The following is a 15,674-nucleotide window of genomic DNA, read 5'->3' on the forward strand; positions in this document are numbered from 1 at the left end:
TGATACATCTTCTATTAAAATGGCACATCATTGTCTTCATCTGCACTTAAATCATTCATAGAGCTACCAAAAGCTTGGTTAGCATCCGGTAGATTTTTTGTTATAAACGGATTATCCTCGTTCTCGTTCATTTTAGACTGAAACTCAAATGGAGAGTCAAAATCATCTAAATTATCAAACTTACCAAGGTTACCGATAAATTTAAGACGAATGCTTTCAAGACCACCATTACGGTGTTTTGCCACGATAAATTCCGCCTGACCCTGTGTTGGGCTTCTTTCTTCATCATCCCACTCATCAATTTTATAGTACTCAGGACGGAAAATAAATGATACAATATCCGCATCCTGCTCAATTGCACCAGATTCACGTAAATCTGAAAGTAAAGGTCTTTTACTACCACCACGCGTTTCAACCGCACGAGATAACTGAGATAAGGCAATTACCGGTATATTCAATTCTTTTGCCAGTGCTTTAAGGTTTCGCGAAATGGTAGAAATTTCCTGTTCACGGTTACCCCCTTTACCAGTTCCACCAGCGGTCATTAACTGTAAGTAGTCAATGATTATAATCTTAATATTATGTTGCGAAGCTAAACGTCTCGCTTTTGCGCGTAAATCAAAAATGGATAACGATGGTGTATCATCAATAAACAAAGGCGCTTTTTCTAATGCTTTTACTTTTACATTTAATTGCTCCCACTCGTGTTTTTCTAGTTTACCAGTTCTCAGCTTTTCAGATGAAAGCCCGGTTTCCGAAGAAATTAAACGGGTAATTAACTGTACGGAAGACATCTCACACGAGAAGAATGCTACACCTTGACCACCATCTACCGCAATATTCCTTGCCATAGATAAGGTTAAAGCTGTTTTACCCATACCAGGACGTGCCGCAACAATAATTAAATCACTAGGCTGCCAACCAGATGTTAACTTATCCAGTTTATCAAAGCCGGTAGCAATACCGCTCATCCCCTCTTTGTTGGATATTTCTTCAATCTTTTTCTTAGCCTGAATCACAAGATCCATGGCTGTTTCGGCAGAGCGCTTTAAGTTACCTTGTGTAACATCGTAAAGTTTAGACTCTGCACTATCCAAAAGGTCAAAAACATCTGTAGATTCATCATAAGCCTCTTCAATAATCTCATTAGAGATTTTTATTAGGCTTCTTTGAATGTACTTCTGAAGTATAATACGTGCATGGAACTCAATATGCGCCGAAGAAGCTACTTTTTGAGTCAATTTAATCAGGTAAAAATCACCTCCAATAGTATCTAACCGTCCGTCTCTCTTTAATTGGGAAGAAACCGTTAATAAATCCACCGGTTCTGAACTTTCGAAAAGTTTAAAAATAGCCTCATAGATGTGACGGTGGGCATCCTTATAGAAAACATCCGGGTGTAGGATATCGATCACTTCATCCACACCTTTCTTATCTATCATCATCGCACCAAGAACAACCTCCTCTAAATCAACAGATTGTGGTGGTATTTTACCACGTTCTAAATTGATTAGGGTAGATTTATCTATTTTTCTGGCCACGACCGGATTAATTTTTTCCATTTCACGAAATTATGCAATTAACTAAAAAACAAAGCGAAGTATAGTTAACAGGTAATGAACATTACCCTGTTAATAAGTTACGATTTTATGTTGATAACAAAAAAAATCTGAGGAAAGTCTTCCTCAGATTTTAGTCAGCTTGTTAAAAGCGTACGTTAACCGTTAAAAACACCCATTTGGGCGTATTTTTCCATTCTTATTTTTACCAATTCCTTTGGGGATAACTTTTCTAAAGCTTCAAATTGAGTAGTAATTTTGTTTTTTACCACATCAAAGGTCTTTTCCCGATTTGCATGCGCTCCACCTGCTGGTTCACGTACAATTTCATCGATAAGTTTTAATTTTTTCATATCCGTAGCAGTCAGTTTTAATGCTTCTGCTGCCACTTCTTTGTATTCCCAGCTTCTCCAAAGAATTGAAGAGCAAGATTCTGGTGATATTACGGAATACCACGTATTTTCTAACATCAATACCTTATCACCTACACCTATCCCTAAAGCTCCTCCAGAAGCCCCTTCACCAATAATTACAACAATAATTGGCACTTTAAGACGGGTCATCTCTAGAATATTACGAGCAATAGCCTCTCCCTGTCCACGTTCTTCTGCCTCAATACCGGCAGCACCACCAGGAGTATCAATAAAACATACTACAGGAATATCAAACTTCTCTGCAGATTTCATTAAGCGCAATGCTTTACGATAGCCTTCAGGGTTGGCCATACCAAAATTACGGTATTGCCTTGTTTTTGTATTATACCCTTTTTGCTGCCCAATGAACATATAGCTCTGATCACCAATTTTACCAAGACCACCAATCATAGCCTTGTCGTCCTTCACATTTCTATCTCCGTGCAGTTCTAGAAAAGTATCGCCACATATGGCATTGATATAATCTAAAGTATAAGGTCTATTAGGATGTCTAGATAACTGTACCCGTTGCCAAGCAGTAAGATTTTTGTAGATGTCTTTTCTGGTATCGGCTAATTTCTTTTCGATCTGTTTACAGGTCTCCGATACATCTACATCGCTTTCTTCTCCAATAATCATACATTTATCCAGCTGGTCTTCAAGCTCTTTTATCGGGAGTTCAAAATCGAGATATTCCATTAGTGTAATAGGTTTAGTTTGATGGGCAAATATAGAACTTTAAGCTTATCTCTTGAAGGGTTTTTTAAACCTTCTCTTATTTTTCATTATTCCGTTGGCAAGAACCGTCATTAGGATGATGCCACCACCTACATAAAATAAGGGATTCATTTTCTCTGAATCACCCAAGATAAAATATGCCAAAATTATCCCGTACACAGGCTCTAGATTGATTGTAAGCATTACTGTATAAGGACTGATATACTTTAATATTTTTACCGATGCAATAAAAGCATAAGCCGTACAGATGGATGCTAATATAAATAGATAAAATATATCATCTGATGACAAATGAAAAAACTCTGCGTTAAAGCTCCCCTGAAAAGCTAGAAAAATAGTTAATAGTACTACCCCGCTCAATAACTCGTAGAAAGAGATTACGGATGGCCTTTCTTTCTGAATAAGCTTACCGTTAATTAATGAAAAAAGTGCTGAAAGAAACGCGGAAACAAGGGCCAAAACAATACCATACAGATACTGCGTATCCACTTTAAAAATCAAATAAAGCCCCAACATAACTATAACTCCGAACAGAATTTCGTACCAAATCATTTTTCGCTTATACCAAAAGGGCTCTATAATTGCAGTAAAAAATGCCCCTGTAGACATGGTAGCTAATGCAATGGATACATTAGAAACTTTTATAGCCAAAAAGAAAGTGACCCAATGTAGCGCAATTACTATTCCCGCTCCTATTAAGGCCAGTAGCATTTTACGTGATACTTTTAAGGAATACCTTTTAGCAAACAGATAGAAGAATATAAGTATCGCAGCTATAAGCATACGATACCAGACCAGAGGCATTGCGTCTAGGGTTATTAACTTGCCTAAAACGGCTGTAAAGCCCCAAATGAAAACTATGAAATGTAAGTGCAGGTAGTTTTTTAGCTGTGCCCCCATAAAAGCCTTTTTAGACGCCGTAGCGTTATCGTTTTGCCTTCTGTAATAAAACTACAGCAAGTATACCAAAAATAGTATTAGGAATAAGCACGGCCATGAGTGGAGAAAAACCAGATTGCTCCGCAAGTGTACCAAAAACTTTATCGAAGAAAACAAAGACAAAGGCCACTATAATACCAAAGGCAAGATTAATACCCATTCCTCCACGCCTTTTTACAGAAGAAACGGCCACAGCTATGATAGTCAAGATAAAAGCGGTTATAGGTAATGCCCAACGTTTGTATTTCACCAATACATAAGCATTGATATTAGACGCTCCCTTTAGTCTTTGGTCTTTTATAAAACGGTTGAGCTCAAAGATATTTTTGGTTTCCGCTGCATAAGACACAGGAGTAAGATCTCCTATTTGAAAAGAAAAAACCGTATCAAGACGGCGTTTGGTTTCTACCAGAGCCGTATCATTGATTAATTGTCGTTTCTTATAGGTAGTTAAACGGTACATACTGTCCTTATCTACATACCTAATATTAGCTGCCGAAATCTTAAAATCCAGTTCATTTTTCTCATTAAACCTTTCAAAAGTAAAATTGTAACCAATCTGTCTTGCAGGGTCAAAACTACTTACGTAGATAAAATCGTTGGCATTTAGTTGCGTAAAAATGTTGTTGGTAACCCGGTCTTGTTTCCCCTTTTTAAGATATTTGTACTTAAACTCATTAAAGCCCTTGCTAGCATTGGGAACAATGAACATCCCCATGAAAAACATAAGAACGGCAATGATAGATGCCCCTATAATATAAGGCCGTAAAAACCTAGAATAAGAAACCCCAGAACTTAGAATAGCAACAATCTCTGTATTACTGGCTAGTTTAGAAGTAAAAAAAATAACGGATAGAAAAAGAAAAATAGGAAACAGCAGACTGCCTATGTAAATGGTAAAATTCCCAAAATAGACCAATATTTCATCTAAAGGGGCCTCATTGGCCTGCATTTTTCCTATTTGCTCGGCCAAATGCGCCATGATACCAATGGGAATAAATAGCAATATCATCACTGAAAAAGTGATTAGATATCTCTTTAATATGTATTTATCCAGTATTGTTAACACTACAATCTTTTATCCATTTGCTTCACCATACGGTCTTTCCACTCTGTGAAATCTCCCGCTAAAATATGCTTTCGAGCTTCACGAGTCAACCAAAGATAAAATCCCAGGTTATGAATCGTAGCTATCTGCTTGCCCAAATATTCTTTAGCAATAAACAAATGACGCAAATACGCCTTTGAATATTCAAGGTCTACAAACGTAATGCCCATTTCATCTACAGGAGAAAAATCATCCTCCCACTTCTTATTTTTTATGTTGATGGTGCCATGAGCGGTAAATAACATTCCATTTCTGGCGTTCCGCGTAGGCATCACACAATCAAACATATCAATTCCCAAAGCAATGTTCTCAAGAATATTAATGGGAGTACCTACTCCCATTAAGTACCTTGGCTTGTCTTCTGGTAAAATTTCGCAAACCACTTCTGTCATTGCGTACATTTCTTCTGCAGGTTCACCAACAGATAGACCGCCAATGGCGTTACCTTCAGCACCTACTCCAGCAATATATTCTGCCGAACGTTTTCTTAAGTCAGTATAGGTAGAACCTTGTACTATAGGAAAAAACGTTTGTGAATAATCATATTCAAAAGGGGTCTTTTCCAAATGTGTAATGCAACGTTCTAACCATCTATGCGTCATGTGCATTGACCGTTCCGCATATCGATAATCGCATGGGTACGGTGTACATTCGTCAAAAGCCATAATGATATCAGCACCAATAACACGCTGAATTTCCATTACATTTTCTGGCGTAAAAAGATGCATAGAACCATCTATGTGCGATTTAAATTTTACACCTTCTTCTTTAATTTTACGGTTTCCAGAAAGAGAGTATACTTGGTACCCTCCACTATCTGTTAGAATATTTCTATCCCACCCCATAAATTTATGTAGGCCACCTGCCTTCTTTATAATTTCTGTTTTAGGCCTAAGAAAAAGATGATAGGTGTTCCCCAAAATAATATCTGGGTTTATATCCTCTTTTAATTCGCGCTGATGCACACTTTTTACGGAACCAACGGTTCCAACAGGCATGAATATAGGGGTTTCTATAGCTCCATGATCGGTAACCATTGTTCCGGCACGGGCTTTACTCTTAGGGTCTGTGTGGTGTAAGTTAAATTTCAAAATATTATTTATGGGCGCAAAGATAAACAACTGCATAGCATAAAAGCCTTAACGAAAAAATAAAGTTTGCCGCTCGTTTTTGCTTGAACTTGCCAAAATACTTTTGAGTGGCAAACACTTCTAACTTTGCTATTTTTTTTAATAAATAAACCACTAATGCTCAAAACATTGCAATCTGTTGCTTTTATCACTCTTTTTTTAATTTCAGGGCAAAAATAAACAAGGTGCAATTTGTATTCCCAAAAGATTGCGATTACATTTGAAAACTACTAAAAACGAACATTTACAAATGGCAAAATTAGACGAACTACAAGATATCGTAGTACAGACCCGAAGGGACATTCTACGTATGGTACATAAAGTAAATTCAGGCCACCCAGGAGGTTCTTTGGGTTGTACTGAATTTTTGGTCGCGCTTTATAATGAAGCAATGGATCTAAAAGAAGGTTTTGATATGGACGGTATAGGCGAAGACCTTTTCTTCCTTTCAAACGGTCACATATCACCTGTATTTTACAGTGTTTTAGCCAGAAAAGGCTATTTTCCAGTAGAAGAATTAAACACTTTCCGTTTATTGAATTCTCGCCTACAAGGGCACCCAACTACACATGAAGGCCTACCTGGTATTCGTGTAGCTTCTGGTTCATTGGGCCAAGGAATGTCTGTAGCAATAGGTGCTGCATTAGGCAAAAAATTGAACGGAGATGACAAATTAGTATACAGTCTTCACGGCGATGGCGAACTTCAAGAAGGCCAAAACTGGGAAGCTATTATGTATGCTGCCGGTAATAAAGTAGATAACCTAATTTCTACTATTGACAGAAACGGGCAACAAATTGACGGTCCTACTGAAGAAATACTTCCGTTAGGAAACCTAAAAGAAAAATTCGAAGTTTTTGGATGGGATGTTTTAGAAGTTGCAGAAGGAAATAATCTTGAAGCAATAATCAACGCACTTAAAGAAGCCAAAAGCAGAACAGGTAAAGGAAAACCTGTATGTATCATTTTAGATACAATGATGGGTAACGGTGTAGATTTTATGATGCATACACACGCATGGCACGGTAAAGCGCCTAGCGATGAGCAACTGGAAAATGCTTTAGGGCAGAATCCTGAAACTTTAGGTGATTATTAAAATTCCGCAACTATCTTAAAATTTTAGATTTCCGCTTGACGGAAACGACAAAAACGAAACAAAATGACAAAATATATAGATCAAGGAAAAAATGATACTAGAAGTGGCTACGGAGAAGCCATGACAGAGTTGGGAAGAACCAACCCTAATGTCGTAGCCCTTTGTGCTGATTTAATTGGATCATTAAAAATTCAACCTTTTATTGATGAGAATCCAGAGCGATTCTTTCAAATAGGTATTGCCGAGGCCAATATGATGGGTATTGCTGCCGGTCTTACTATTGGAGGTAAAATTCCTTTTGCAAGTACCTTTGCAAACTTTGCTACAGGTAGAGTTTATGACCAAATTCGCCAATCTATTGCTTACTCTGGTAAAAATGTTAAGATATGTGCATCTCACGCAGGCGTAACCCTTGGTGAAGATGGAGCTACACACCAGATTTTAGAAGACATAGGTATGATGAAAATGCTTCCTGGCATGACTGTTATAAACCCTTGTGATTTTAACCAGACTAAAGCCGCTACATTGGCAATAGCTGAACATGAAGGCCCTGTTTACTTACGTTTTGGGAGACCAAAAGTAGCTAACTTCACCCCTGTTGATCAAAAGTTTGAAATTGGCAAAGCCCTTATGCTTAGTGAAGGTACAGATGTTACTATCATTGCTACAGGACATTTGGTTTGGGAGGCTTTAATAGCTGCCGAAAGATTAGAGGAACAAGGTATCTCTGCAGAGGTAATCAACTTTCACACCATCAAACCTTTTGATGAGGAAGCGTTATTAAAATCTGTTGAAAAAACAGGTTGTGTTGTATCTGCTGAAGAACATAATTTCTTAGGAGGACTTGGCGAAAGTGTTGCTAGAACCCTTACCGTTCATAATCCCGTACCACAAGAGTTTGTTGCAACGCAAGATACTTTTGGTGAAAGCGGAACTCCAGAACAACTTATGGAGAAATACGGACTAAACAATAAAGCTATTGAAAAGGCCGTTTTAAAGGTATTGAAAAGGAAATAACAATGGTATCGTTTTTGATACTGTTGTGGTATTAAAAAACGAGAACATATGAGAAAAACACTCCTTACAGCAGTTTTTGCTTTAGTAAGCATTGCTGCATTTTCGCAGAAAGATTTGGTAGAAATTGGTGTAAAAGCTGGTTTAAACTACAGCGCTAATGGCGACTATTTTGAATCCATAGGCGATGCCGCTAAAGATCCTGACCGAAAAATGGGCTACCATGTAGGCCTCTTCGGGAAGATTGGCTTAAACCGTATTTACTTTAGACCTGAATTGGTGTATACCAAAACTAAGTCTGATTATAGCGGTGATGATTTTGACATCAGCAAATTGGATATGCCTTTATTAGTAGGCGTTAAAGTAATTGGTCCGTTACGAGTTTTTGCGGGTCCTTCGTTTCAATATATTCTTGATACTGAGTTTGACGGTATCTCTATAGATGATGTTGAAAACAACTTTAGTGTAGGTGCCAATATAGGTGCTGGAGTAGATCTAGGTAAACTAGGTATTGATATTAGATACGAAAGAGGCTTTAACAGTAACGAAGCTAGCTTTATTAATACTAATATTACTGAGTTGGGTCCAAGTCGCGTAGATACGAGACCAGACCAACTAATCGTAAGTTTGTCTTTGACGTTATAAAGAAATAGTATTATAAAAAGAAAGCCCGAAACATATGTTTCGGGCTTTCTTTTTATATGGAAAAATCATTTCACTTAGTCATCACTAGCATCCAAATAATCTGGAAGACCATCTTCATCTGCGTCGTCATTAAACAAATAACCATCACCATTGGTGTCTTCTTCTATTGATGGAATACCATCTCCATCATGATCCGTCTGATTAACAGCATACATATCCATTTTAAATATAAGTGGACTGTAAGCAGGTATGGATGTTCTTTCGATGTTATAATATCCTAATCCAGATGGAAAAATAAACATACCAACACCATAACCATCAACCGAGTACGTTCCATCATCATTAATAACTGCTGGCGCCCCTCCTTTTAACAGGGAAGCTCCTTCTGAAAAACCCCTTGCAGCTGTACCTGTAAACGTTGAAGTAGATGGAGCTTGTAAAATGGCCAAATCAAACCAAATAGGATTATCCTCATTACTATCATCAAAAACAGTTCCATCAATAAGATTTCCTGAATATCGAACAAAAGCAGAATCCGCAACGGTTAAGGTTTCACCTACACCAGGTCTGGCATTTAGGAAGTACATGGTATGCGTAACCGTTTCTTCTTCACCTGAAATCAAAAAATGGCTTGAAGGTACATCTACTTGGACTGGAACAGCATCTACCAAAAGCGTCCTTTTATCAGCATCCCCTTCTCCTATTTCCATCACCTCAATTTTGTAATCAAAATCTTCCGACGGATTTTCAAACTCTTCGTAATTGTAATAATGTGTTTTAAGATACTCTTGAATCTCCGCTTCATCTTCCGCCAATATACCACTTAAAGGTTGTGGCGGCTCAATAGTAGTACCCCCATCATCATTATTACAAGACCCTAATACAACTACTAACGCCAATAAGGCAACTATTCGATTCAATTTCATCAATTCATTTTTACAGCCGGCAAGATACAATTTTCCCTTATTTTTGTAGAGAGCCTTAACAAAGATTTTTAATAGTTATGCGAATTGATAAGTACTTGTGGAGTACCCGCTACTTTAAGACCCGAAACATTGCTTCTACGGCCTGTAAAAAAGGTCAGGTTAGAATTAATGAACAAGTAGCCAAACCGTCCAGAGAAGTGTATCCAATGGATAAAATTATCGTAAGAAAGGATCAGATAAATCTTGAGCTTACGGTTTTAGACATTCCAAAAAGCAGAGTGGGCGCCAAATTGGTCCCTATTTATAGAACGGATACCACTCCAAAAGAAGCTTTTGAACATAATGAGCTTCTTAAACAAGCTAAGCAACACTACCGAAAACAAGGAACAGGTAGACCTACCAAAAAAGACCGCCGTGACATTGAAGACTATTTAGATGATCCAGATTCAGCGTCAGACGATTTGAAGAGCATAGAATAAAAAAGAGCAAATTTATACTTGGTTGGCTATCTTTGAAATGAAAATACCCGTTTATGGAAAATAAAATACTTACGCACCAGCAAATTCAACATAAAATAGAACGTATTGCCTACCAGATATACGAAGCCAATGTTGAAGAAAAGGAAATCATAATTGCAGGTATTGATGGCGGAGGACTTAATTTTGCGAAAAAACTACAACGTGTTCTTAAGAAAGTAACCGATGCCGAGATTACCCTTTGTAAGGTTTTAATGGATAAAAAGAACCCTTTAAAAAGTGGTGTAAAGACTTCTATTCCAGAATCGGAATACATGAATAAATCTATTGTTTTGGTAGATGATGTTCTAAACTCAGGTACTACGCTAATCTATGGCGTACACCATTTCTTGAAAACACCGCTCAAACAACTTAAGACTGCCGTTCTAGTTAATAGAAACCATAAAAAATATCCTGTTAAAGCAGACTATAAAGGCATTTCATTATCTACTTCATTGCAAGAGCATGTTCATGTACAGTTTCAGGCTAAAAATGATATGGTCTATTTAGACTAGTACCATTTCCATTTCAGCTACAATTTCTTGCGGTTGTTTAGCATCACAGCTAATAACTTTTTTTGCTTGATTATAATAATAACTACGTTCAAAAAGATGCTTACCAATAAACTCAGGCAGTTCTTCTTCGGCTATATTCATTACCAAGGGACGCTCATCTTTCTCTTTTAAAAGACGTTTAGTTAATTCAGGTATGGAAACTTTTAGATAGAAAGCATTTTCCGTATGATCTAGAATTGCTTGTATATTATTTCCGTAACATGGCGTGCCACCACCAGTAGACAATACAAAATCATCTTTTTGAGCAAGTACCTCGTTAAGGTATTCATATTCCTTCTTTCTAAAATAAAGCTCGCCTTTATTTTTAAAGATATCAGAAACAGACATGCTTTCTGCCTCCTCTATATAATTATCAAGATCTATAAATTCCAAACCTTTTTTATGGGATAATAATTTACCAATTGTACTCTTACCACTACCCATATAACCTAACAATACTATTTTCACAATCTTATTTTGATGTAAAAGTGGCTTATTTTCAGGGGTTTTCAAAAAAAAAGAAATTTATCTTAAAAAGCGCTTGGAAAATAAAGTAATCGACTTATATTTGCACCCGCATTGAGGGAAACAATCCTGATTTGTTATTGACCTGGTAGCTCAGTTGGTAGAGCATCTCCCTTTTAAGGAGAGGGTCCTGGGTTCGAGCCCCAGCCAGGTCACCAATTAAATAACAGCCTCTTCAGCAAAAAAAGAGGCTTTTTTATTTATTTATGTGAGCTGTTTTTTTTAATTGAACAGTATTAGTTTTTGACATTATGACCTGGTAGCTCAGTTGGTAGAGCATCTCCCTTTTAAGGAGAGGGTCCTGGGTTCGAGCCCCAGCCAGGTCACTTTAAGATCTTCATAATTCAAACAGAAAGCCCTTAAACATAATTGTTTTGGGGCTTTTTTATTTTGGCATAAAAACAGGGCTTGTCAAAAAGTATTAAAACAACTTTAAGTAGTTTTATCTCCATCCGAATTGGATGTCCTCACCGTATTATTACTCAACAACATAAAACATTTATTATGCGCTCGTTTAAGAGACGATTTACATCCTTTTGAACAGTGTGCCTTTGTCCCTTAATAAAGTAATCTACAAGGCTTTTATATGTGTATTACCACATACTTAAAAAATCCAAATCACACGCATTAAAACACAGCTACAAAAAAATCCAACCCTATTCTAATTTCTATAGAATAGGGTTGGATTTGAACAAAGTAAAAACTAAGCTTTAGACAATTACCGCTGCACGCTTAAGCTTCACAACTAGCACAATCTTTTTTCTGCTTAAATTTTTGCGCTGCGTTCATACTATGCTGATAGTAGAGAGATTTTAACCCTAGTTTCCAAGCGGTAACATGAATCTTATTGATTTCTTTAACTGGCATATCTGGATGCACTATAATATTTACAGATTGACCTTGGTCAATATGGTTTTGACGGTTTGCCGCTTGATAGATAATATCCATCTGGTCTATTTCAGAATAGGTTTTGAACACATCTTTTTCTAGTTCTGTCAAGAACTCTAGGTGCTGTACAGAACCATCGCGTTCACGAATACTGTGCCAAACCTCTGTAGTGTTCTTTCCTTTTTCTTCCAATAAATCCAATAAAAATGGATTTTTGATAGTCGTTTTTACTTTAGCAATATCCTTTACATAAATATTTGACCAAATTGGCTCAATACCTTGTGATACCTGTCCTAAAATAAAAGCAGAAGATGTTGTTGGCGCTACTGCATTTAAAGTTGCATTACGTCTACCATATCCTTTAAGAACGGCTGGCTCACCAAACTTAGCTGCCAACTCTTCTGACGCTTTGTATGATTTCTCCTTTATTCCCTTAAATATTTCACTATTTAAGTTAAATGCTTCTTGACTGTTGAAAGGCAATCTTTTTGATTGTAATAATGAATGCCATCCTAAAACACCAAGACCTAAGGCACGGTTATCTTTAGCAAAATTATAAGCACGCTCCATAAAAAGAAAAGTCTGTTTGTCTTCTCGAGAATCAGAATCACGATACCTTTCTAGTTTTTCAATAAATTCAGTAATAACTGCATCTAAGAAATATACCATGGTTTCAACAGCATCGGTATCTTTCCACTTATCATAATGCAAAACGTTTACTGAAGACAATACACATACAAACGACCAATCATCGTTAGACGGTAACATTATCTCTGTACAAAGGTTACTTGCATATATTGGTAAATCTTTCTCTTTGTATACGTCTGATGCACCATTGTTGGCATTGTCCGTAAAGAATATGTATGGATACCCCATCTCTCCTCTACGTTGCAATACTTTAGCCCAAATAGAACGTTTATCCGTATCGCCATCAATCATTGCCTTCATCCAATCATCAGTAACCGTTACCCCATGGGTAAGCTCCTGAATAGGATTTCCTTCCGTACCAATTTCTAAGAACTCCATAATGTCTGGATGCTCAATAGGTAAGTATGGTGAAAAACGACCACGACGAACTGAACCTTGACTTACAACATCTACCATAGATTCAAAAAGCTGCATAATATGTACAGCTCCTGAAGCTTGACCGTTATTTTTAACCTCAGCACCACGATGTCTTATTTTTCCAAAATAGCCAGAAGTACCTCCACCCATTTTAGACATCATACCAACTTCTGATTGGGTATAAAGAATATTACCCATATCATCGCCAATATGCGAACCGAAACAACTGATAGGCAACCCTCTTTCTTTTCCAAAATTTGACCATACTGGAGAAGCCAAAGAGAAAAACCCTTCTGACATATAACCAAAAAATTTATCGGAAAAACCAGGCATGCCCAATAGCTGTTCTGCTCTATCCGCGATTTCGCGAATACGTTGCTCAGCAGTTACACCTTTGGTTAAATATCCTGAATTTAAAAAGTTAAGACTGTGGTCGGTAAGCCACTCAAAACCGCCATTCGGTTCTTTCTTACTGTTTTTAAGAGCTTCTCTTCTTGCGTTTACAAGTTGGTCTTGCTCTGAGATTGTTTCTTTAATTTGTGAGGTGGTAGTGTTTAATTCGTTCATTTAAAAAAGGTCGTCACTAGTTATACTTTGGGTTCGTTTACTATAATTGATAGAGCGTTTTACGAAGAAATCGCCATGTTTGGTTCCTATAATTTCATCATCAAACCATTCTGTTTCCGTCAATAGTTTTTCGTCTACATCAAATATTTTATCGATGCCTATACTACTTAAGGAATTATTGAATCTATTTTTAATGAATTCATTTATTACTGCTTTTGGCAAGAAGTCCAGTTCACCTTGCTCAAAAATCCAATCTACTATTTCACTTTCTGCAATAAATGCTTCATGACACATTTTCTGTATCATATCATGATATTCATCATCAAACCAATCTGGATTTTCATCCTTGATTATTTTAATAACATCAATACCAAAATCCCCATGAATCTGTTCTTCTTTGGAGGTAGCTTCAACCACGTTAGAAATACCTTTAAACATGTTTTTGTGCTTGTTGAAAGCCATAATTATCAAAAACTGAGAGAAAAGGGAAACATGTTCTATAAACAAGGAAAACAACAAAATTGATTCTGCATACTCCTTATTATCTACACTTTTTGCATTCTTAAGTGCGGTTTCTAGATACTGCACTCGCTTCATCATAACCGGCTTTTTCTTCAAATTCTTGAACTCTGAATTGAGTCCTAAAATTTCAAGTAGATGGGAATACGCATCTGCATGACGTACTTCGCTTTCTGCAAAAGTAGCCCCTACCGAACCAATTTCTGGTTTAGGCATTTTATGGTAGATATCTCCCCAGAAGCTCTTTACAGCAACTTCTATCTGAGAAATAGCCAACATGGTATTTTTGATAGCGCTTCTTTCAGATTCTTCAAGTCCGGTTTTAAAATCCTGAATATCACTTGTGAAATTAAATTCCGTATGTATCCAGTAAGAATGACGAATAGCCGGCACGTATTCATATAACTGAGGATACTCGTATGGCTTTAAGTTAATACGCTTCTCAAAGATGTTAGATTTTCTTTTTTGAGCCTGCTCGTTTCGATACAGGATGTATCCTTTGGCAACATCAAAAAACCCGCCTTCCATGAGTCTGTTTTCAACAAAATCTTGTACTTCTTCTACCGTTGGTACATAATTCTCATCTAATGCACTTCTTTCCAGAAGTGACGCATGAACATTGTTGGCTATACGTTCTGCATCGTTAGGCCCACCATGTGACGCCGCCGTCATAGCTTTCATTACAGCTTCGGTTATTTTGTATAACTGAAACGGTTTCTTAGTAAAATCTCTTTTTATAAGATGTGTTATTTGCATAGGAAATGGATCTTAAAATTCTTCTACAGAAGAAGTATAAAGGTCTTGTTTTATTCCTCGTATTTATCTTAAATCAAAGTAATGTTTTCAGACTTTTATTAACAACCATTAAAAAAGCTACAAAACCAATTGTCTTCTAGATAGTTGTCTCAAAAAATAAAAATTGCTAAAATTAGACGTCCTAGATAGATTAAATACTATAGGTAGTTCCCAATTATGATAACTCATAAATTCATCTTTTTATGAATTATTCTTTAATTTGATTTCGTTAGTAACTCCTATTAAAAAAACATAAAAAAAAGCTTGCAAATGATTGTTTCGCTATTTATACTACCTCTTCTCCTATTTATATATTATTATTAAATTCTTCCACCCTTCCTATTCTTACTTTATTGTATTTGAGTGTGCTTTTCGATTAGTTAAATTGTATTGCTAAGCGAATAAAAGATGGTAAGTCTTAAAAATATGTAGTTGCTAGTTAAGCTGATTCAATGGTCCAAAATTCATCAACCGAGTAAATTTTCCTCACCTTAAAACATCTTCACCGCACACCATTAACACGTTATGTGTTGATATTCAGAAATTTATATACACTTAGCACCTAAATTCCCTTTACAGGCATACTCTTTGCGCTTAACAACATCAACCTAAAACGCTTGAGATAATTTTCTGTTAATCAAACAGATAACAGTTATAAGTTTTAAAAAGGCTCTCCTA

Annotated in this window: 14 protein-coding genes and 2 tRNA genes; 7 read left to right on the forward strand and 9 right to left on the reverse strand. The window is 36.6% G+C overall.

Annotated features, from left to right (window positions below):
- Positions 1-14 precede the first annotated feature (14 nt).
- From dnaB to tgt, 5 genes are all read right to left on the reverse strand, one after another.
- Positions 15-1,562: a replicative DNA helicase gene (dnaB, locus tag IWB64_RS00070; protein WP_194532093.1), complete on the reverse strand. Its 1,548-nt coding sequence runs from the start codon at positions 1,560-1,562 to the stop codon at positions 15-17.
- Positions 1,563-1,717: 155 nt separating this feature from the next.
- The gene (locus IWB64_RS00075; RefSeq protein WP_194532094.1) at positions 1,718-2,671 is read right to left on the reverse strand and encodes an acetyl-CoA carboxylase carboxyltransferase subunit alpha; all 954 of its coding nucleotides are present in this window, start codon (positions 2,669-2,671) and stop codon (positions 1,718-1,720) included.
- 45 nt (positions 2,672-2,716) lie between these two features.
- The gene (locus IWB64_RS00080; RefSeq protein ID WP_194532095.1) at positions 2,717-3,610 is read right to left on the reverse strand and encodes a DMT family transporter; all 894 of its coding nucleotides are present in this window, start codon (positions 3,608-3,610) and stop codon (positions 2,717-2,719) included.
- A 25-nt stretch (positions 3,611-3,635) separates the two neighbouring features.
- Positions 3,636-4,718 carry an LptF/LptG family permease gene (locus IWB64_RS00085; protein WP_194532096.1) on the reverse strand — a complete coding sequence of 361 codons (1,083 nt, stop codon included), beginning with the start codon at positions 4,716-4,718 and terminating at the stop codon, positions 3,636-3,638.
- On the reverse strand, positions 4,718-5,848 hold the full coding sequence (gene tgt, locus IWB64_RS00090; RefSeq protein WP_194532097.1) for a tRNA guanosine(34) transglycosylase Tgt: 1,131 nt from the start codon (positions 5,846-5,848) through the stop codon (positions 4,718-4,720). Before tgt ends, IWB64_RS00085 begins: the two co-directional genes overlap by 1 nt.
- 259 nt (positions 5,849-6,107) lie before the next feature.
- Here tgt and IWB64_RS00095 point away from each other — a divergent pair, with 259 nt between their 5' ends.
- The 3 genes from IWB64_RS00095 (at position 6,108) to IWB64_RS00105 (ending at position 8,642) form a co-directional block, all read left to right on the forward strand.
- Complete coding sequence (locus IWB64_RS00095) at positions 6,108-6,983, forward strand: transketolase (RefSeq protein ID WP_226975766.1); 876 nt, start codon at positions 6,108-6,110, stop codon at positions 6,981-6,983.
- Positions 6,984-7,046: 63 nt separating this feature from the next.
- Complete coding sequence (locus tag IWB64_RS00100) at positions 7,047-8,000, forward strand: transketolase family protein (protein ID WP_194532099.1); 954 nt, start codon at positions 7,047-7,049, stop codon at positions 7,998-8,000.
- A 48-nt stretch (positions 8,001-8,048) separates the two neighbouring features.
- Positions 8,049-8,642 carry a porin family protein gene (locus IWB64_RS00105; protein ID WP_194532100.1) on the forward strand — a complete coding sequence of 198 codons (594 nt, stop codon included), beginning with the start codon at positions 8,049-8,051 and terminating at the stop codon, positions 8,640-8,642.
- 74 nt (positions 8,643-8,716) lie between these two features.
- Here IWB64_RS00105 and IWB64_RS00110 read toward each other — a convergent pair whose 3' ends face one another.
- Entirely contained in the window at positions 8,717-9,568 is an 852-nt protein-coding gene (locus tag IWB64_RS00110) for an FKBP-type peptidyl-prolyl cis-trans isomerase (RefSeq protein ID WP_194532101.1), read from the reverse strand.
- A gap of 77 nt (positions 9,569-9,645) precedes the next feature.
- On the opposite strand from IWB64_RS00110, the gene IWB64_RS00115 reads away from it, so the two are divergent.
- On the forward strand, positions 9,646-10,047 hold the full coding sequence (locus IWB64_RS00115; RefSeq protein ID WP_194532102.1) for an RNA-binding S4 domain-containing protein: 402 nt from the start codon (positions 9,646-9,648) through the stop codon (positions 10,045-10,047).
- Positions 10,048-10,100: 53 nt separating this feature from the next.
- Positions 10,101-10,598 carry a phosphoribosyltransferase family protein gene (locus IWB64_RS00120; protein ID WP_194532103.1) on the forward strand — a complete coding sequence of 166 codons (498 nt, stop codon included), beginning with the start codon at positions 10,101-10,103 and terminating at the stop codon, positions 10,596-10,598.
- Here the strand turns inward: IWB64_RS00120 and IWB64_RS00125 are convergent.
- Positions 10,590-11,105 (reverse strand): shikimate kinase, encoded by a 516-nt coding sequence (locus IWB64_RS00125; RefSeq protein ID WP_194532104.1) that lies wholly within the window; start codon positions 11,103-11,105, stop codon positions 10,590-10,592. The genes IWB64_RS00120 and IWB64_RS00125 overlap by 9 nt on opposite strands.
- Before the next feature lie 139 nt (positions 11,106-11,244).
- Between IWB64_RS00125 and IWB64_RS00130 the strand changes: the two genes are divergently transcribed.
- Together IWB64_RS00130 and IWB64_RS00135 are read left to right on the forward strand one after the other, a co-directional pair.
- A tRNA-Lys gene (locus IWB64_RS00130) sits at positions 11,245-11,320 on the forward strand.
- 95 nt (positions 11,321-11,415) lie between these two features.
- Positions 11,416-11,488, forward strand: a tRNA-Lys gene (locus tag IWB64_RS00135).
- A 406-nt stretch (positions 11,489-11,894) separates the two neighbouring features.
- Here IWB64_RS00135 and IWB64_RS00140 read toward each other — a convergent pair.
- Entirely contained in the window at positions 11,895-13,682 is a 1,788-nt protein-coding gene (locus IWB64_RS00140; protein ID WP_194532105.1) for a ribonucleoside-diphosphate reductase subunit alpha, read from the reverse strand.
- Positions 13,683-14,957, reverse strand: coding sequence for a ribonucleotide-diphosphate reductase subunit beta (locus IWB64_RS00145; protein ID WP_194532106.1), 1,275 nt, complete (start codon positions 14,955-14,957; stop codon positions 13,683-13,685).
- Positions 14,958-15,674 lie beyond the last annotated feature (717 nt).

The organism is Zobellia nedashkovskayae (assembly GCF_015330125.1).
Lineage (GTDB): Bacteria > Bacteroidota > Bacteroidia > Flavobacteriales > Flavobacteriaceae > Zobellia > Zobellia nedashkovskayae.